Annotated in this window: 18 protein-coding genes and 1 other RNA gene; 7 read left to right on the top strand and 12 right to left on the bottom strand. The window is 63.6% G+C overall.

Annotated features, from left to right (window positions below; translation table 11 throughout):
• Window positions 1-213: 213 nt before the first annotated feature.
• Window positions 214-909 (bottom strand): nitroreductase family protein, encoded by a 696-nt coding sequence (locus tag QUV21_RS15165; RefSeq protein WP_300856088.1) that lies wholly within the window; start codon window positions 907-909, stop codon window positions 214-216.
• Complete coding sequence (mbfA, locus tag QUV21_RS15170) at window positions 909-1,886, bottom strand: iron exporter MbfA (protein ID WP_300856089.1); 978 nt, start codon at window positions 1,884-1,886, stop codon at window positions 909-911. Before mbfA ends, QUV21_RS15165 begins: the two co-directional genes overlap by 1 nt.
• Window positions 1,887-2,041: 155 nt before the next feature.
• Here mbfA and QUV21_RS15175 point away from each other — a divergent pair, with 155 nt between their 5' ends.
• Window positions 2,042-2,218, top strand: coding sequence for a hypothetical protein (locus tag QUV21_RS15175; protein ID WP_300856090.1), 177 nt, complete (start codon window positions 2,042-2,044; stop codon window positions 2,216-2,218).
• Between the two features lie 65 nt (window positions 2,219-2,283).
• Window positions 2,284-2,910: a TetR/AcrR family transcriptional regulator gene (locus tag QUV21_RS15180; RefSeq protein WP_300856091.1), complete on the top strand. Its 627-nt coding sequence runs from the start codon at window positions 2,284-2,286 to the stop codon at window positions 2,908-2,910.
• Here QUV21_RS15180 and QUV21_RS15185 read toward each other — a convergent pair.
• The 7 genes from QUV21_RS15185 to ffs form a co-directional block, all read right to left on the bottom strand.
• The gene (locus QUV21_RS15185) at window positions 2,907-4,145 is read right to left on the bottom strand and encodes a folylpolyglutamate synthase/dihydrofolate synthase family protein (RefSeq protein WP_300856387.1); all 1,239 of its coding nucleotides are present in this window, start codon (window positions 4,143-4,145) and stop codon (window positions 2,907-2,909) included. The two genes, QUV21_RS15180 and QUV21_RS15185, sit on opposite strands and share 4 nt — an antisense overlap.
• Before the next feature lie 29 nt (window positions 4,146-4,174).
• Complete coding sequence (gene accD / locus QUV21_RS15190; protein ID WP_300856092.1) at window positions 4,175-5,095, bottom strand: acetyl-CoA carboxylase, carboxyltransferase subunit beta; 921 nt, start codon at window positions 5,093-5,095, stop codon at window positions 4,175-4,177.
• Window positions 5,096-5,364: 269 nt separating this feature from the next.
• Entirely contained in the window at window positions 5,365-5,961 is a 597-nt protein-coding gene (recR, locus tag QUV21_RS15195; protein ID WP_300856093.1) for a recombination mediator RecR, read from the bottom strand.
• A gap of 12 nt (window positions 5,962-5,973) precedes the next feature.
• Complete coding sequence (locus tag QUV21_RS15200; RefSeq protein WP_300856094.1) at window positions 5,974-6,327, bottom strand: YbaB/EbfC family nucleoid-associated protein; 354 nt, start codon at window positions 6,325-6,327, stop codon at window positions 5,974-5,976.
• 54 nt (window positions 6,328-6,381) lie between these two features.
• Window positions 6,382-6,849 (bottom strand): GNAT family N-acetyltransferase, encoded by a 468-nt coding sequence (locus QUV21_RS15205; RefSeq protein ID WP_300856095.1) that lies wholly within the window; start codon window positions 6,847-6,849, stop codon window positions 6,382-6,384.
• A complete protein-coding gene (locus QUV21_RS15210; protein ID WP_300856097.1) occupies window positions 6,846-8,606 on the bottom strand; it encodes a DNA polymerase III subunit gamma/tau in 1,761 nt (586 codons plus the stop codon). Before QUV21_RS15210 ends, QUV21_RS15205 begins: the two co-directional genes overlap by 4 nt.
• A 61-nt stretch (window positions 8,607-8,667) precedes the next feature.
• An RNA gene (gene ffs, locus QUV21_RS15215) (signal recognition particle sRNA small type) lies at window positions 8,668-8,766 on the bottom strand.
• Window positions 8,767-8,899: 133 nt separating this feature from the next.
• Between ffs and QUV21_RS15220 the strand changes: the two genes are divergently transcribed.
• On the top strand, window positions 8,900-10,267 hold the full coding sequence (locus QUV21_RS15220) for a hypothetical protein (protein ID WP_300856098.1): 1,368 nt from the start codon (window positions 8,900-8,902) through the stop codon (window positions 10,265-10,267).
• Here QUV21_RS15220 and QUV21_RS15225 read toward each other — a convergent pair.
• Entirely contained in the window at window positions 10,264-10,890 is a 627-nt protein-coding gene (locus QUV21_RS15225) for an HAD family phosphatase (RefSeq protein ID WP_300856099.1), read from the bottom strand. The two genes, QUV21_RS15220 and QUV21_RS15225, sit on opposite strands and share 4 nt — an antisense overlap.
• Before the next feature lie 33 nt (window positions 10,891-10,923).
• Window positions 10,924-12,813, bottom strand: coding sequence for a bifunctional 2',3'-cyclic-nucleotide 2'-phosphodiesterase/3'-nucleotidase (locus QUV21_RS15230; protein ID WP_300856100.1), 1,890 nt, complete (start codon window positions 12,811-12,813; stop codon window positions 10,924-10,926).
• Between the two features lie 426 nt (window positions 12,814-13,239).
• Here QUV21_RS15230 and nudC point away from each other — a divergent pair, with 426 nt between their 5' ends.
• Complete coding sequence (nudC, locus tag QUV21_RS15235; RefSeq protein WP_300856101.1) at window positions 13,240-14,190, top strand: NAD(+) diphosphatase; 951 nt, start codon at window positions 13,240-13,242, stop codon at window positions 14,188-14,190.
• 63 nt (window positions 14,191-14,253) lie between these two features.
• Complete coding sequence (locus tag QUV21_RS15240; RefSeq protein WP_300856102.1) at window positions 14,254-14,739, top strand: SRPBCC family protein; 486 nt, start codon at window positions 14,254-14,256, stop codon at window positions 14,737-14,739.
• A 6-nt stretch (window positions 14,740-14,745) separates the two neighbouring features.
• On the opposite strand, the gene QUV21_RS15245 is transcribed toward QUV21_RS15240, so the two are convergent.
• On the bottom strand, window positions 14,746-15,579 hold the full coding sequence (locus QUV21_RS15245) for a prephenate dehydratase (protein WP_300856103.1): 834 nt from the start codon (window positions 15,577-15,579) through the stop codon (window positions 14,746-14,748).
• Between the two features lie 119 nt (window positions 15,580-15,698).
• Between QUV21_RS15245 and QUV21_RS15250 the strand changes: the two genes are divergently transcribed.
• Window positions 15,699-16,223 (top strand): cytochrome c family protein, encoded by a 525-nt coding sequence (locus QUV21_RS15250; RefSeq protein ID WP_300856104.1) that lies wholly within the window; start codon window positions 15,699-15,701, stop codon window positions 16,221-16,223.
• A 159-nt stretch (window positions 16,224-16,382) separates the two neighbouring features.
• Window positions 16,383-18,332 (top strand): extracellular solute-binding protein, encoded by a 1,950-nt coding sequence (locus tag QUV21_RS15255; protein WP_300856105.1) that lies wholly within the window; start codon window positions 16,383-16,385, stop codon window positions 18,330-18,332.
• The last annotated feature ends 1 nt before the right edge of the window (window position 18,333 follow it).

The raw sequence follows: 18,333 nt of genomic DNA on the forward strand, positions 1-18,333 counted from the left end.
CGCAATGACCGTCACAAGACCCAGACGCTTGACGAGCGTCGTCACAGAGCCGATGGGCGTGGTGATCTTCCCGACCGCGGCGACGGTGCAAGACGCTGCCGGCTATGAGGCGGAAGAAGATGCAGGCGATCAGGCCGTCGTCGCCCCCCGTCGCATTGCGGCGTTGCGCTGACATCGCAAAGGGTGTGCCGCCTGAAGAAGGCGACCTGACTGTCAGCCGCGAAAGACGCTCATGATCTCGGCCAGCGGTTTCTTCCGCTTGGCCACCGCCGGAACCGTGGCCGTTTCGGCAGGATAGCCAACGGGCAGGATCATCACCGGCTTTTCGTGATCCGGCCTGCCGCAGAGCGGTCCAAGGAATTTCATCGGGTTCGGTGTGTGTTCAAGGCAGACCAGCCCTGCATGATGGATTGCGGTGATCAGAACACCTGTCGCGATGCCAACGCTTTCAGGGACGTAGTAATTCTTGTAGCGCGCTCCGTCCTTTGTCAGCCCGTAGCGTTGGGCGAAGACCACGATCAGCCATGGCGCATCGGTCAGATGGGGCTTGGAGACTCCGGTACCGATCGGCTCCAGCGCGGCCAGCCATTCATCGCCCGCACCGCCCTGGTAGAAGCTGCGCTCCTCCTCCTCGGCGCCGTCACGGATGCGGGCCTTCATCACAGGGTCGGAGATGGCGACAAAATGCCAAGGCTGGTGGTTCGCGCCTGAAGGGGCGGTGCCAGCGGCGGCAATGCAGGCGGCTATCACCGCTTCGGCCACCGGGCGGGGGGAATAGTCCCGCACGGAATGGCGCTTTTTCATGTAGGCCAGAAAGCGTTCCGCTTCGGCCAGGGATGCAGCTTCGTCCGGTTGGACCCGGTCTGGCAGGGGCAACGCCTGATAGCTGACCTCGCCTTTCGTGTACATTACCCGCCCCCGATCAATACCCCTGCGGCAAAGACCAAAGCACCGCCCAGCACAACCTGCAAGGCGGCACGCAGGAATGGCGTTTCCATGTAACGGTTCTGGATCCAGGCAATCGCCCAAAGCTCGACGAAGACCACGGCAATCGCAATGGTGGTCGCTGTCCAGAAATCAGGGATCAGGTAGGGCAGCGCATGGCCCATGCCCCCAACCGTGGTCATCACGCCCGAGGCGATGCCGCGCTTCAGGGGTGACCCGCGCCCGGACAGCACGCCATCGTCATGCGCGGCTTCGGTAAAGCCCATCGAGATGCCAGCCCCGACCGATGCCGCGCTGCCAACCAGAAAGGTCGTCCAGGTGTCTTGCGTGGCGAAGGCCACCGCAAAGATCGGCGCGAGGGTGGAGACGGACCCGTCCATCAGCCCGGCAAGACCCGGCTGCACCCATGTCAGGATGAACCTCCGCTTGGCGGTCTGATCTTCGGCCGCGCGGGCGTCGGGGGCAAGGTGGGTTTCGGAAAGGGCATCGGCGTGGCGTTCGTGGCTGGCTTCGGCTGCGGCCAGATCACCCAGCAGGCGCCGCGTTGCGGCGTCCTGCGTGCGCGCGGCGGCGCGGGTGTAGAAATCCTGAGCGGCCTGTTCCATCGCCCGGGCTTCGCCCCGGATGGTATCCAGCGACAGGGTCTTGGCCAGCCAGACCGGGCGGCGGGCATAGAAGCCCGCCACATGCTCCCGGCGGATCAGCGGGATCACCTCGCCAAAGCGGCTGCGATGCAGGTCAATCAGCCGCTGGCGATGGCGGTCTTCTTCCGCCGCCATCCCGTCAAACACGGCGGCAGATGCCGGATAGTCGGCCCGCAGCCGTTCACCGTAGCTGCGATATATCTGGGCATCGTCTTCTTCGGACGAAATGGCGAGAGCAAGGATTTCCTGTTCGGTCAGGTCGGCGAACCGACGGCGGGAAGCAAGGGAGGACAGCATCGGGACCACGTTATCTGGAATCATTCTAATCTACGGGCGATTTTGCCGAGTGCAATGCCATAAAGTGAACCAAAGAGTTCATTTTCGCTTGAAAATTTGAACCGAAAAGTTCAGAAATGATTCTGAACCGGAGAGTTCAAAAAATGGAGATCGGGATGAAACGCCTTGCCTTTGCCCTCGCCGCTATTGCCAGCTTTTCCACCCCTGCTGCGGCCCAGACCCTGACCGTTCTTCTGCCGGTGATCCGCTTTCCCGACACGGTAGTCGTGTCCCCCTCGACGAAAGGCTGCGCCCCTGCACCGGCAACAGCGGTCTGCAAATTGCACGAATGATGCCCCGCACCGGGCCGCTTGCCGCGCCAAAGGGCGATGGTCTATGGTTGCCCCGTGGGGGACAGATGACCATTGTTGCGGATCAGGTTGTCCGGCGCGGCCGGAAGTTCGACCAGGTGCTGGATGGTGCCAGCAAGATCTTCATGCGAGACGGGTTCGAGCGCGCCTCGGTTGACGACATCGCGCGTGAGGCGGCGGTGTCCAAGGCCACGATCTACGCCTATTTCCCCGACAAGCAGTTGCTGTTTCTGGAGGTTGCCCGCCGCGAATGTCACCGCCAGACCGAAGCGGCAGAGGCCTCGATTGATAACAATGTGCCAGTGCGGGTGGCGCTGACCATTGCGGCGGAACGGATCATCCGGTTCCTGATGTCCGATTTCGGCCAGCGGATGTTTCGCATCGTGGTGGGAGAAGGCGAACGGTTCCCGGGCCTCGGGCGCGACTTCTACGAATACGGCCCCGGCCTGATCCATGGGCGGCTGGTGCATCACCTTGGTTGCTTCGTCGAAAGCGGCGCGTTGGCGATCGAGGATCTGGATCTTGCCGCAAACCAGTTCGCGCAGCTTTGCAAGACAGAGGTCCATGAGAACCTGATCTTCAACCTTGGCCAGACGATCCCGCCAGACCGGGTGCAACGCATCGTTCAGGGCGCGGTTGACATGTTCATGGCCCGCTACGGGGTAACGGGCTAACCGTTTTCGCGAAGGACTGCACCGGCCAGATACAATGAGCCGCAGATCAACACCCGTGCGTCGGGTGAGGTCGTGGCAATGGCTGCCAGTGCTTCGGCAACAGAGGGTGCCGTTACCGCATTGATCCCGGCAGACCGGGCTGCGTCCCGGGTGGCCTCGGCGGGAAGCGTGTTCTTTTCGCCCGGGATCGAGACGGCATGCAACTGCGTCACATGGGGCGCCAGTGGGGTCATGTAACCCGTCACGTCCTTTGTGTTGAGCATGCCGCAGATCAAGTGGGTTTCGCGGGCGGGCATCCGGGCCAGCGTCGCGGCCACGGCTTCGCCGCCTGCGGGATTGTGGCCACCGTCCAGCCAAAGCTCTGCCTTCGGCGCGGCTTCGGTAAGCGGGCCATGCCGGAGGCGCTGCATCCTTGCGGGCCAGACCGCGCGGATAACGGAAGCCTCACAGGCTGATTCGCCTCGGCCAAGGGCGCGCAAGGCCGCGATGGCGGCACCGGCGTTCTGAATCTGGTGCGGGCCGGGAAGGTTGGGCAAGGGCAGGTCGAGCAGGCCATCCTCGTCTTGATAGACCAACCGTCCCCGGTCTTCAAAGGCATGCCAATGCTGGCCATGCACCAAAAGCGGCGCCCCCATCCGGGCGGCCTTTGCCTCGATGACGGCAAGCCCTTCATCGGTCTGGGGGCCGACGATCACCGGCACCCCACGCTTGATGATCCCGGCTTTTTCGCCAGCGATGGCAGTCACGGTGTCGCCAAGGAAGGCCTGATGGTCAAGGCTGACGGGCGTGATGATCGTCAGGCGAGGGTGGTCAACCACATTGGTCGCATCCAGACGCCCGCCAAGACCAACCTCCAGCAAGGTCCAGTCTGCCGGGCTACGGGCAAAGGCAAGGAAGGCGGCGCAGGTGGTGATCTCGAAAAACGTGATCTCATCCGGCCCGTTCGCGGTGACGCATTCATCCAGAAGCGCTGTCAGCGCCGGTTCGGAGATCAGCTCACCAGCCAGACGGATGCGTTCGTGAAACCGGGCAAGATGCGGCGAGGTATAGGCATGAACCTTGTCACCCCCCGCTTCCAGTCCGGCGCGGATCATGGCCTGGGTGCTGCCCTTGCCGTTGGTCCCGGCAAGATGGATCACGGGTGGAATGCTGCGTTCGGGGTTGCCCAGCACGGCCAGCAGGCGTTCGACGCGCGCCAGGGTCAGGTCGATGACCTTGGGATGCAGCGTCATCATCCGTTCAAGGATGACGTCGGATGTCGCGGTCACGCCTTTGCTTCCCCGGCTTCGCTGGATGCAGCTTCGACCGGTGCCGGCAGGTCGCCCTTGATCGCCGGAGGAAGCGCCATCAAGAGGCGGATCAGGGTGACAAGCTCATCCTTCATCGCCTTGCGATGCACCACGCGGTCCAGCATCCCGTGATCCAGCAGGTATTCGGCCCGCTGGAACCCTTCGGGCAGCTTTTCGCGGATCGTCTGTTCGATCACCCGCGCCCCGGCAAAGCCGATCTGCGCGTTCGGCTCGGCAATCTGGACATCGCCCAGCATGGCATAGCTTGCGGTCACGCCGCCGGTCGTGGGGTGGGTCAGAACCACGATATAGGGCAGCCCCGCCTCTTTCAGCATCTGCACCGCAACCGTCGATCGCGGCATCTGCATCAGGGACAGCATCCCCTCCTGCATCCGTGCGCCGCCGCTTGCGGAAAACAGCACCAGGGGCCGCTTGAGCTTTACCGCCCGTTCAGCGGCGGCAATGATCGCATTGCCGACATACATGCCCATCGACCCGGCCATGAAGGCAAAATCCTGCGCGGCAGCAACGATTGGCGTGCGGTTGATCTCGCCTTCCGCCACCAGCATCGCATCACGTTCGCCGCTGGCCTTCTGCGCCGCTTTCACCCGGTCGGGGTATTTCTTCTGATCGCGGAAATGCAGCGGGTCGATCACCGGGTCCGGCACCTTCACCTCGGTAAAGATCCCGCCATCAAACAAGGCCTCGAACCGTTCGCGCGGACTGATCGCCATATGGTGATCGCAGTTCGAACAGACGTTCAGGTTTCCTGACAATTCGCGGTGAAACAGCATGGTCCCGCATTCCGGGCATTTCGTCCACAGGTTCTCCGGCACCTCGCGGCGGGAAAACAGCGAGTTGATCTTGGGGCGGACGTAGTTGGTGATCCAGTTCATGCGGCGTTGGCCCTGCCTTTTCGGTCAGCCTCCGAGATAAGCCGACGGGGGGGGAAATGCAATCAGCGCGGTGTCGCTGGCAGCAGGGATGCGTTCAGCCCGGTCAAGCCGACATCCTGTCAGCCCGCTGGCCGTATCCGCGCCGCTTCGGCCACAATGGTGTTCCCCCGATCTTGCTCTTTTCAGAAATACTCCACGGGGGTGCGGGGGTGTGAAACCCCCGCTGCTTCGGCTTGGGTGCGGGGGTGTGAAACCCCCGATTGCAACAGCTACAGCTTGCGCCGCGCCCGCAAGGCGGCGCCGATGGTGCCATCGTCCAGATAGTCCAACTCGCCCCCGATCGGAACGCCTTGCGCCAGTGTGGTAATCTGCACCCCGGTGGGGGCAAGGGCGTCGGCGATGTAATGTGCGGTGGTCTGGCCATCGACGGTCGCATTCAGCGCAAGGATCACCTCCCGCGTGGCTTCGTCTGCGACGCGGGCCACCAGCCGGGGGATGCCAAGCTCATCCGGCCCCACCGCGTCCAGCGCCGACAGGGTGCCGCCCAGTACATGATAGCGCCCCTTGAAGACCTGCCCCCGTTCCATGGCCCAAAGGTCGGCCACATCTTCAACCACGCAGATCTCGCCCGTGGCGCGGCGCGGGTCGGCACAGATCGCGCAGATGTCAGAGGTGCCGATATTGCCGCAGGTCTGGCAGTCCTTGGCGGTCAGGGCCACCTCGGCCAATGCCTGCGCCAAGGGTGCCATCAGTTGCCCGCGCTTTTTCAGCAGCACCAGGACCGCGCGGCGCGCAGATCTTGGCCCAAGGCCGGGCAGCCGGGCCATCAGGTCGATCAGCCCTTCGATGCCGGTGTCATCAGCCATGAAGACGCGCCATCAGAACGGGAGCTTCATGCCAGCCGGGACACCCATGGCTTCGGCGAGCCGGGTCATTTCCTGATCGCTGCGCGCCCGCGCCTTCAACTGCGCATCATTGATCGCGGCAAGGATCAGATCCTCGACCACTTCCTTTTCCGACGCGACCAGGATTGACGGGTCGATGTCCAGGCCCGTCACCTCGCCCTTGGCAGTTGCCCGTGCCTTGACCAGCCCGGCGCCCGCCTCGCCGACGACGACGGTGCGCGCCAGTTCTTCCTGCAATTCGGCGATCTTGCCCTGCATTTCGGTCGCGGCCTTCATCATCTTGGCCATATCGCCAAGCCCGCCCAATCCGCCCAAACCCTTCAGCATGTCGCTCTCCATCCGTTTTCGTTGAGATACGGGGCCAAGTGGCCTCGCGCAAGGTCAGGGCGTTCCGCGAAACAGCATTCGGCGCATGGCAAAGCCCTCGGCGCGAAAGAAAGCGTGGGCGTCGTGGTTGGCTTCCCATGTGTCCAGCAGGATTTCGTCAACCTTCAGCTCACGCGCCAAGTCGCGCGCCGCCTGCAAGAGCGCCCGACCATGGCCCTGACGCCGCGCCTCGGGGGCAATGGCGATATGGTCAACCAGCAGACGGCGGATGGCCGGAGAAAAGACCGAGGCTTCGCGGGCCTGCACCATGCAAAGCGCATAGCCAAAAGGCGGATCACCGGTCAGGAAGGCCGTGCAATCGGGGTCGGCAAGCCGGTCAGTGAAATAGGCGACAAGCGCGTCCGGGTCGGGGCGGGGATGGAAGGTGTCGGGGTAGTGCGCGGCGTGCCAGCCCTGCACATGGGCGTTCAGCCGGGCAAGACTGGCCGCATCTTCAACCGTGGCGCGGCGCAGCGGTGTCATTCCTCGAACGGGTTCCAGTCCTCATCCGCCTCGGGTTCGGCCACGGGCAGTGCGGCTTCGGCGGCTTGGGCGACCAAAGCCTCGGGGTTGCGGACCTCGGTGATGCGGGCCTTGGGAAAGGCCGTCAGAATCGCCTGAACCAGCGGGTTTTCCGCCGCTTCGGCGTGGAGTTCGGCCAGTTCGGCCGTCCTTTGCTCGGAAATCGTGGCACCGCCACCAGACGAGACAACCGAGACCCCCCAGCGTGCGCCCGTCCAGCCCTGCAACCGCTGGCCAAGCCGCGAGGCAAGGTCGGCCCGAGCGCCCGGTGCTGGTTCAAACTCGATCCGCCCGGGCGCATAGCGGACAAGGCGAAGGTCGGTCTCCACCTCGTTCAAGAGCAGCATGTCGCGCTTTTGCCGGATCAGGTCCACGACCGATGCGAAGCTGGCGTAAACCTGCAACTGGCCTTCGGCCAATGCCGGGGCAGCGGCGGTCATCGTTGGCCCGCGCATCGGCGCGGCTGGCGCGCGCAAGGCGGCGTGAGTGGTGCCATGCAGGGGCGCCCCACCTGCCGGCGCCCCGCCAGGAACCCTGCCGCCGCCGGCAGGCGGGCGCGGGCTGTCGGACAGTTTGCGGACCAGCGTTTCCGGGTCTGGCAGATCCGCGACATGGGTCAGGCGGATCACCGCCATTTCGGCGGCCATCATTGCGTTCGGGGCCAAAGCCACCTCTTCCACGGCCTTTAGCAGCATCTGCCACATCCGCGTCATGGCCCGCATCGGCAACCGGCTGGCCATATCAAGCCCCCGGGTCTGTTCGTCGGGCGGTGTGGTCGGGTCTTCCGCCGCGGCCGGGTTGATCTTGATGACGGAAATCCAATGCGTAATTTCCGCCAGATCGCGCAGAACGGCCATCGGGTCGGCACCGTCAGCATATTGCGACGAAAGCTCCGAAAGGGCGGTGGCGGCGTCGCCCTTCATGATCAGATCGAACAGATCCAGCGTCCGGCCCCGGTCGGCCAGCCCCAGCATGGCGCGGACCTGTTCGCCCGTCGTCTCGCCAGCGCCATGGGCGATGGCCTGATCCATCAGGCTCATCGCGTCGCGGACCGACCCTTCGGCGGCGCGCGTGATCAGCGCCAATGCGTCTTGAGCAAGCGTGGCCCCTTCCAGCCCGGCCACCCGGTCAAGGTGGGCCATCATCACCTCGGGTTCGATCCGTTTCAGGTCGAACCGCTGGCAACGGCTAAGGACAGTGACCGGAACCTTGCGAATCTCGGTGGTGGCAAAGATGAACTTCACATGCGCGGGCGGTTCTTCCAGCGTCTTCAACAGCGCGTTGAAAGCGGCGGTAGACAGCATGTGGACTTCGTCGATGATATAGACCTTGAACCGCGCGCTTGCCGCCCGATAGTGAACGGAATCAATGATTTCACGGATGTCGCCCACGCCGGTCCGGCTGGCTGCGTCCATTTCCAGCACATCGACATGGCGACCTTCGGCAATGGCGATGCATGGCTCACACACCCCGCAAGGTTCGGTTGTCGGCCCGCTGCTGCCGTCCGGGCCGACACAGTTCAACCCCTTGGCGATGATCCGCGCCGTGGTGGTCTTGCCCACCCCGCGCACCCCGGTCATCACGAAGGCATGGGCAATCCGGTCCGCCGCGAAGGCGTTCTTCAAAGTGCGCACCATCGCCTCTTGCCCGATCAGATCGGCAAAGGTCTGGGGGCGGTATTTGCGGGCGAGAACCTGATAGGCGGGCTGATCGGACATGCTGCTCCCCTGTTGGGGCAACCTTAGACCGCAGTGCAAATGGGGACAAGAGAAGCGTAAAAGGTGAGAGGCTGGACAACGACCCAAGCGGGGCTCGTTACGGCTGCTTCCTTCCGGACCTGACCGGGTTGGCGAGGCGCCTGCCCGCGCCAACCTCTCATCCGTGGATATAGGCGAAAGGGTTGGTGCCTGCAAGTCTTGGCGCGGCTGCGTCAATGCGGCAAGGCGGATGCGCGAAACCCTTGGTCTGGCAGGCCTTTGTGGATTACGCTACCGCAAAAGGGGAGGGGGGCATGTCACGACTCATCCGTATCGACTGGCCGGACCACGGCACGCCGGACCTGCCGCCAGCCTTGAGCCTGACAGAATGTGAAACGCGGCTGCGCGCCTTGCGCGGCGTGGCGGCCGCGCAGGGCTACGACGTGATTGTCGTCTATGGGGATCGGGAACATGCCGCCAACCTGCATTGGCTGACCGGGTTCGATCCCCGCTTTGAAGAGGCCGTGCTGGTGGTGACGCCGGGCGACGCCTTGCTTCTGGCCGGGAACGAATGCCTGGCCTACACCGCCGTGTCGCCCTTGGTGCAGGCGGGGGTGGTGCGGGTGGGCCATTGTGCCAGCCTTTCGCTGCCAAGCCAGCCGCGCGGCGGGCGGCGGTTGTCGGAATGGCTTGCAGACATGCTGGCGCTGGATGACCGGGTGGGGACCATCGGCTGGAAATGGTTCGAGGCCGATGAGGTGGACGACCCGGCCACCGCGCTCGATATCCCGGTTTTCCTTGCCGATCCCCTGCGCAAGCTGGCGGCACGGGTGGAAAACGCGACCGATCTGATGATGCATCCCGCCCATGGCCTGCGGTCCCGGGTCGACGCGGCCGAGATCGCGCGGCTGGAGTTTGCCAACCACATGGCGGCGGCGGCGCTGAAACGGATGCTGTTTGGCCTGCGCGAAGGGATCACGGATTTTCAGGCCTATGAGGCCGCGCGGGTGGGGGGCTTGCCGCTGGGGTGCCACCCGACCTTTGCCATTGGTGCTGCTCCGGGCCTGTGCGGGCCGTCGGGGCGGCATCTGGCGCTGGGCCACCCTGCGGGCTTCAACATCTGCCATTGGGGCGCGAATACCTGCCGGGCCGGGTGGCTGGCGCGGTCGGCGGCCGATCTGCCGATTGCCGCGCGCGACTATGTCGAGGCTTTCGTCGAACCCTATGTGACCGCGATGTCCGAATGGTGTTCGATGATGCGGCCCGGCGTGGCTGGCGGCTATGTCTGGCGGCACATGATGACGGCGCTGCCAGCGGATACCTTCGGCGTGACGCTGAACCCGGGGCATCTGGTCGGGCTGGATGAGTGGGTCTCATCCCCGATCCGCGAGGGGTCGACCGATGCGCTGGCCAGCGGCATGGCGATGCAGATGGACGTGATTCCGGCGCATCCGGTTTATGGGTCCACCCGGATGGAAGACGGCTATGTCATCGCCGACGAAACCTTACGTGCGGCTTTGGCGCGGGAATTTCCAAATGTCGCCCGCCGCTGCGAGGCCCGCGCGCATTTCATGCGCGAGGTGATCGGCATGGACCTTCCGGACAGCCTGCTGCCCTTGGCCGATACCTGCGGGATCGTGGCACCGTTCCTGTTCGATCCGGCGCAAGTCGTGGTCTGCTAGATCAGCCCCGCCATCCGCGCCCCGGTCAAAAGATCGGGGGCCAGATGATGCGCCCAACGGCCCTGGCTTGGCACCACGTCCGGCACCTGCACCACGGTGCAACCAGCGCGATGCGCCGCCTCGGCCCCGGTTTCGCTGTCTTCGAACACAAGGCAGCGTTCGGGCGCAAAGCCGAAAAGTGAGGCGGCAAGCAGATAGGGGTCGGGCGCAGGCTTCGGCGCGGTCACGTCGTCCAGCGTGACGACATGGGTGAATGCCTCGGCGATCCCGGCGATGGCCAGCTTGCGATGCGCGCCAACCCGGCCTGTCGAAGTCACGATGGCGAGCGGTTGGCGCAGGGCGGCCAGCAGGTCCGCCGCACCGGGCTTCAGGTCCAGCCCGCGGTCGACCCCGGCGGCAAAGCCTTCGCGCCAGTGGCGGTGAACGCCGTCAAGGTCGGCATCGGGCAGGGCGGCGCGGATCAGTCGGCCCGCAGTCGGTTCGTCCTTGCCGACAAGGCCATGCATGAACGCCTCGTCCACCGGATGCCCATGCGCGGCAAAGGCCGCCATGCCGGTGGCCAGCGCGATGGTTTCCGTGTCGATCAGGGTTCCGTCAAGATCGAAGAATAGGGCGTCGTACATCCGGGCCTCCACTTGCTGGGGCGATATAGCCCATCACAGGTGTAGCCGGTAGTGGGAGAAGCCGTCCCCGCCCTCGGCAAGGAGGGTCGGGCGAAGCGGGGCGATATCGGCCAGATGCGCGGCAGAACCGCTGCCAGCCGCAATACGCACCGATGTGCCGGGCATCGGCAGGAAGTGCCAGTGCCGCCGTGGGGGGCAGCCAACAACGCGCCGGCTCTTGATGTGTTCGGCAACAACGGTCTGGATCCGGGCTCCGTCGGAAAGGACGATCCGGGGCGCCGGCCCCGCGACACCGGCGCAGGCTCGGCTGGCGCGATGATTGTTCGACACCAGCAACAGCGTTTGCCCCGGGTCAAGCGGTTGTCCATCAAGTCGAAGCCCCACAATCCGGTGGGCATTGGGATTTGCCAGCCGGCCATCCGGGCTGAACCGCGCCGGCTGACTGAGGTCGATGGCATAGGACAGGCGCGGAATGACGTCGAAAGTAAATGATGGAACCGACAGATCATGCAGGATGGCATCCGTCTCTCCGGGCATGATCTGCCGGAACAGGGCAGCGGATTGTTCCAGCCAGTCGGCAAGGTCTGCCCCGGTCAGGGCCAGGGTGACCAGCGTGTTCGGGAAGACGTAGATATCCGACAGGTTGCGCATCCGGACCGGTCCGGCTGGGATATCGGTAAAGTTCGACGGCCCGCCCCGTCCACCCGCCTTGAACGGCGCAGCCGAGGCCAGAAGCGGCAGATCGGCCCATTCTGATCCCCTCAGCGCTTGCCGGGCGTATTCAGCCTTTGCCTCAGCGACAAGGGCGATGGCGGCGCTGGGCGCAGAGGTTGCGAAATGGGTGGTCAGGGGAACCCTGCTTTCCCCCAGCACCTGCCGTGACCATGCCAGCGCCGCGCGGTGATCCGAGGCGATGACGTGACGCAGCGCACGCGCCGTCGCAAGTCCTGCGACGGCCTGCGTGCCAAGCCGGGCTTCGCCTGCGGCAACCGTCCAGCGGCGCTTTCCATGCAGCGTCCGCACGAGGCGCAGGTCGATGATTCCGATATGGCTGCCTGAATGGCCCGGCATTACCGCGGGCTTGCCAGCCAGTAGCCCATTCACCGGATCGACGCCGGGCCGGGCTTCGATACCCGGGCCGGGAAAGGCCAAATGGCAGTGACCGGCAATCACCGCGTCAATCTCGGGCAAGGCGGCAAGTGCGGTGGCCGCATTTTCCATCCCGTCTTCGGCTTCTGCCGCGCCGATTCCGGAATGCGCCAGCGCCACGATCACGTCAGCCCCCCGGGCGCGCAGCCGGGGCAGCCATGCCTTTGCCGCGTCGATGATGTCACGCATGCGGATCTGGCCGTCCAGGTGGTCACGGTCCCAGACCTCGATCTGGGGCGGGGCAAAGCCGATAACACCGATACGCAACACATGGCTGCGCCCGTCCCTGTCAAGAACCGTGCGTTTCAGAACGGCAAACGGAGGGACAAAGGTCTTGTCGCGAGAGGGGCTTTTGCCAAGTCGGGTAGCAATATTTGCCGACACGACCGGAAAGCGTGCTTGCGACAGGGCGGTGGTCAGAAACTTGAGCCCGTAATTGAATTCGTGGTTTCCAAGGGTGACTGCATCATAGCCAAGTGTATTGAATGCGGTAATGACCGGATGCGCCCGACGGCGCCGATTTGCACTTGCAACATAATCCGCAAGAGGATTTCCTTGGAGGAAATCGCCATTGTCGAACAGAAGGCTGTTCGGCACTTCGGCACGCGCTTGGGCTATCTGGCATGATATGTCGCTGAGGCTGCGGCCGGAAACCGGCCGGTTCGCGCAATAGTCATATGGCAACAGGCAGGCATGCAGATCACTGGTCGCAATAAGCCGCAGACGAATTTCCGGCGCGGCGGCACGTTCTGGCGAATTGTCTGCAGGCGGCACTGAAATGGATTCCCGGGCTACCTCCAAAGAGGACAAGGGCAAGCCATATGCGGCGGACTGAACTGACACTTCCTACACGGGCCTTTCCAACGACCGGACTTAAGTTGATTGACCGGTCGCCAACAAAAAACGGATCAATGAAGTAACAAGGCAATGACAATGGGAATATACCGCATAAGTTGTGTCAACGTTAGGGCAAATTGAAGAAATTCAAGCCATGGTTGCGTGAATGTCCCATTCGGGCAACGACAGGTCTGGTAGATTTCGGATCATTTTCTTCAGCCATGGGAAATACTTGTTGCGCCATCAGGACTGGCATTGCGCAGTCGGAAATGGCATGCGCAGTCAGGGTGGCGCAGTCAGGCTGGCGCAGTCAGGCTGGCGCAGTCAGGCTGGCACGACTCAAGCGGGAGAAGGGGCGCGCGAATGCGGATCGCCGAAACGGTAACTTTTGGCGGATCGGGCATGGATCGGGGGGCCGGTCTTCGCAAGGATCCCGTGGCGCTGCAAGCGGCCCTTCGCGATGGCCTGGTGCTGCCGGTCTGGCGGGGCAAGCCGTTGGTGACCGGGGATCGACCGGGCTGGCTTGTGTCGGGCCATCCGGCCTTGGCCCATGCCACGGCCCCGGTCTTTCTGGGCCTCGATGACGGACAACCCCGCTTTGCGGCCGATATCTCGGACTGGGCGCCGGAAGCCGGGGCCGAGGCGGTTCAGGCAGGGTTCCTTGATCCCTCGGTGCAGCACCATCCCGCTCTGGGCGATTCCTACAGCTTTGTCGAACTGCGCGGGGTCATGACAGCGCTTACGCCGAGAGACGCCGAACTGGTGGCGACGGCCAAGGCGCTTTTGCAATGGCACCGTAGCCATCGGTTCTGTGCGGCGTGCGGTGCGGCCTCTGACATGGTGCAAGGCGGCTGGCAACGCAGTTGCCCGGCTTGTGGAGCGCAGCATTTCCCTCGCACGGACCCGGTTGTCATCATGTTGGTGACGTATGGCAATTCGGTGCTGCTTGGCCGGAGCCCCGGCTGGCCCGAAGGCATGTTTTCGTTGCTGGCGGGGTTTGTCGAGCCGGGCGAGTCGATGGAAGCCGCGGTGCGCCGCGAGGTTCAGGAAGAAACCGGCGTGCGCTGCGGGCCGGTCAGCTATCTGGCAAGCCAACCCTGGCCGTTTCCGGCCTCGCTGATGATCGGCGCGCGGACCGAGGCACTGGGGACAGCGCTGACCATCGACCCTGAAGAAATCGAACAGGCGCGCTGGGTGACCCGGGAAGAACTGATTTCGGCCTTCGCCGGGTTGCATCCTGAAATCAAGCCTGCCCGGAACGGGGCAATTGCACATTTCATCTTGCGAAACTGGCTTGCCGACCGGCTTGATTGACACGAACTTGGATTTCCCTGACGGCCTACCCCCTGAACCCGAACGCAACCCTACGGAGCAGCGATGAAACTGACGGCAAAGACCGATGTCGAGGCACCACTGGGGTTTGTCTACGCCAGCCTGACCGACCATCCCGCATGGGAACGTGAGGCCGTGCAGCGCGGGGCGGTAATCGAGCGCCCGTCAGACATGCCGCTCTCCGGAGTCGGAGCAGGCTGGCGCGTCCAGATGCCGTTTCGGGGAAAGGTCCGCAAGTTCCTTGTTCGGATCGACGATGTGGCCCCTGATCAACGGATCGTCTTCGGGCTTCAGGGGCAGGCAGTCGATGGCAGCTCGTTGCTTGAGGTGTCGGCGCTGTCACCGCGCCGCACCCGATTGCGCATTGTGCTGGAGATCAAGCCCAAAACACTTGCAGCGCGACTGTTCCTGAACACCCTGCGGCTGGCCCGGGGGCGGGTGCAGGCGCGGTTTGATCTGCGCGCGGGCCAGTTGGGCGCGCGTCTTCAGGACAGCTATCAGCGCAGCAAGGCCCAGTCGGCGCCCGCCTGATGGGGCTCAGCCACGTTCGCGGTCCGCCGGATAGACGCCAAGGATGCGCACTTCCGAGGTGAAGTAGCGCAGTTCTTCCAGCGCCAGGGCGACGTTCGCGTCTTCCGGGTGGCCCTCGATATCAGCATAGAACTCGGTCGCGGTGAAGGATCCGCCCACCATGTAGCTTTCCAGCTTGGTCATGTTGACGCTGTTGGTGGCAAACCCGCCCATCGCCTTGTAAAGCGCCGCCGGAATGTTGCGGACCCGGAAGGTGAAGGTGGTGATCATCTTGCCGGTTCCACGGCGGCTATGATCCGGGGTGCGCGACATCACCAGAAAGCGGGTCGTGTTGTTGGCGTGATCCTCGATGTGCCGTGCCAGCACTTCCAGCCCGTAGATCGATGCCGCAAGCTCGCTGGCCAGCGCTGCCCTGGTCCTGTCGCCAGCTTCCGCCACCTCTCGCGCGGCGCGGGCATTGTCGGATGACACCTTGCCACGAATCCCGTGCGCTTTCAGGAAGCCGGCGCATTGCGGCAGGATCACCACATGGCCATGGGCTTCCTTGACATCGCCAACGGTTGCGCCCGGGACGCCCAGAAGGTTGACATGCACGCGCACGAAAGCCTCGTCCACGATGTGCAGCCCGGATTTCGGCAACAGCGAATGCACGTCGGCCACCCGGCCATAGGTGGAGTTTTCCACCGCCAGCATGCCAAGATCGACCTCGCCGCGCGCCACCTTGTCCACGACTTCCTCGAAAGTCGTGCTGGGAACGGCTTCCATTTCGGGGCGCGACTGTTGGCAAGCCTGATGCGAATAGGCCCCGAGTTCCCCTTGAAAAGCGATGCGTCCGGTCATTTCTGGCGTCTCCATCCCGAAAACCCGCAATGAGGGGCGTTTCGTCGCGCGTCTACACCTTGAAACCGGATGGTGGAAGCGGATACATACCGCGCGGAACCTGACGGCGGGAGTGGACCATGTTCGACACGATGACGATGACCAAGGCAGTAGGCGCGGTATGCGGTTCGCTGCTGGTGTTCCTGCTGGCGGGGTGGGCTGCAAGCTCGCTCTACACGGTCGGCCATGGTGGCCACGGTGGCGAAGAGCTGGCGCAGGCCTACACGATTGACACTGGTGAGGCTGAAGGCGCGACCGAGGTGGCCGAGGAAGGCCCGGACTTCGCAACGCTTCTGGCATCTGCCGATGCATCAGCCGGCGAAGGCGTTTTCCGCAAGTGCAGCGCTTGTCACAAGATGGATGGCACCGATGGCGTCGGGCCGCACCTGAACGGCATTGTTGACCGCGCCAAGGCATCGGTTGCGGGTTACAGCTACTCGGAAGTGCTGGCGGGCATGGCTTCGGACGCCTGGACGGCCGAGAACATCGCTGCATTCGTCGAAAACCCGAAGAAATACGCGCCGGGAACCAAGATGGCCTTTGCCGGCCTGCCCAAGGCAGAAGACCGCGCGAACCTTGTGGCCTATCTGGCCTCGGTTCCCTGAGCCTGCCCATACGGGATGTTTGCAAAGCCGCCCATTCGGGCGGCTTTGTCATTTCAGCGGCATTCACGGAAATGCGCAGGCCAATCGCAGCTTGTTGCCTCGACAAAGCGTGATTTAGCATAAATGTATGTAGGAACGTGATGTCAGGGAGGTCTGTCGATGCGGATGGAACAGCGCGGCTTGTCGGGCAAAGCGGTGGATGCTGGCAAAGCGGTGGTATCGGGCAAAGCGGTCGCAAGGCGCATTGGTCTTGGCCCGGCCCTTGCAACCGGAACGCTGATCCTGGCGCTGGCCGCGCAAACCCTTGCCGTCCGGGCCGAGACGGTCATCGTCTCGCACGGGATATCTACCTTCGGTGATCTTCAGCTTCCGGCCGACTTTGCACATCTGCCCTATGTGAACCCGGAGGCCCCCAAGGGCGGCGAACTAAGCCAGTGGGCCGGCGGCACCTTTGATTCGCTGAACCCTTTTTCCGCCAAGGGGCTGGCGGCCACCGGGGCCAGCATCATGCTGGAATCGATCCTGACCGGGACGGCGGATGAAATCGGGGCTAGTTACTGCCTTTTGTGTTCCTCGATGGAATATCCCGAAGATCGGTCCTGGGTGATCTTCAATCTGCGGCCTGAAGTGACGTTTTCAGACGGCACCCCCCTGACGGCGGAAGATGTGCTGTTTTCCTTCGACACCTTCCGCACCAAGGGTTTGACCGACTTCCGCACCGTCTTCAACGAACAGATCGAAGATGCCGAAGTGCTGGACCCGCACCGCATCAGGTTCACCTTCAAGCCCGGCGTGCCGACGCGCGACCTGCCCGACAGCGTCGGCGGCCTGCCGATCTTCTCGAAAGCCCATTACGAGGCGAACAATCTGGACATGGAGGAAACCTCGACCATCCCCTACCTCGGGTCGGGCCCCTACAAGTTCGACCGGATGGATATCGGCCGCAGCATCGTCTACCGCCGCAATCCTGACTATTGGGGGGCGAACCTGCCGATCAACATCGGACAGAACAACTTCGACACGTTGCGGTTTGAATATTTCGCCGATGGCAACGCCGCGTTTGAAGGTTTCAAGGCCGGAGTTTACCGCTTTCGGATCGAGAATTCCTCGAAATCCTGGGCCGAGCAATATACCTTCCCTTCAGTTGCAGCCGGGCATGTTGTGAAGAAATCCCTGCCCAGCGGTGCAAAGGCCAGCGGTCAGGGGTTTGTCTTCAACCTGCGGCGACCGAACTGGCAGGATCCAAGGGTGCGGCAGGCGATCGGCCTGATGTTCAACTATGAATGGTCGAACCAGACGCTGTTTTACGGGCTTTATGCCCGGATCAACTCGGTCTGGGAAAACACTTGGATGGCGGCGGAAGGCGTGCCTTCGCCGGAAGAAGTGGCGATCCTGCAACCGGTCGTCGATGCTGGTCTGCTGCCTGCCGAACTTCTGACCGAACCCGCCGTGATGGCCCCCACCAGCGGCGAGCGCCAGCTTGACCGTGCCAACCTGCGCAAGGCAAGCGCCCTGTTGGACGAGGCCGGCTGGGAGGTCGGCAGCGATGGCAAACGCCGCAATGCCGCCGGCCAGCTTCTGACGCTGGAGTTTCTGAACGCCAACCCGCAGTTTGACCGGATCATCACGCCCTTCGTGGAAAACCTGATCGCGCTGGGCATTGACGCCAAGCTGGAAAACATCGATCCCGCGCAATACGAGGCCCGGACCCGCAACCCGCAGTATGATTTCGACATCGTGACCGACGGCTTGAGTTCGACCTATTTCTCAGGGTCCGAGTTGAAGCAGTATTACGGGTCCGCCACGGCGGATGTGTCGGTGTTCAACGTGGCGGGGCTGAAGAACCAGGGCGTGGACAAGCTGATCGAGGTGGTGATGGCCGCCACCACGAAGGACGAGCTGACCGTTGCCACCAAGGCGCTGGACCGTGCCTTGCGGGCAGAAGGCTTCTGGATTCCGCAGTGGTTCAAGGATGAACATTGGGTGGCCTACTATGACCTATATGAACACCCCGAAACCATCCCGCCCTATACGCTTGGCCAGACTTCGCTCTGGTGGTACAACGCCGACAAGGCCGAGGCTCTGCGGGCCGCTGGCGTCCTGAAATAAC

The organism is Tabrizicola sp. (genome assembly GCF_030373185.1).
Lineage (GTDB): Bacteria > Pseudomonadota > Alphaproteobacteria > Rhodobacterales > Rhodobacteraceae > Tabrizicola.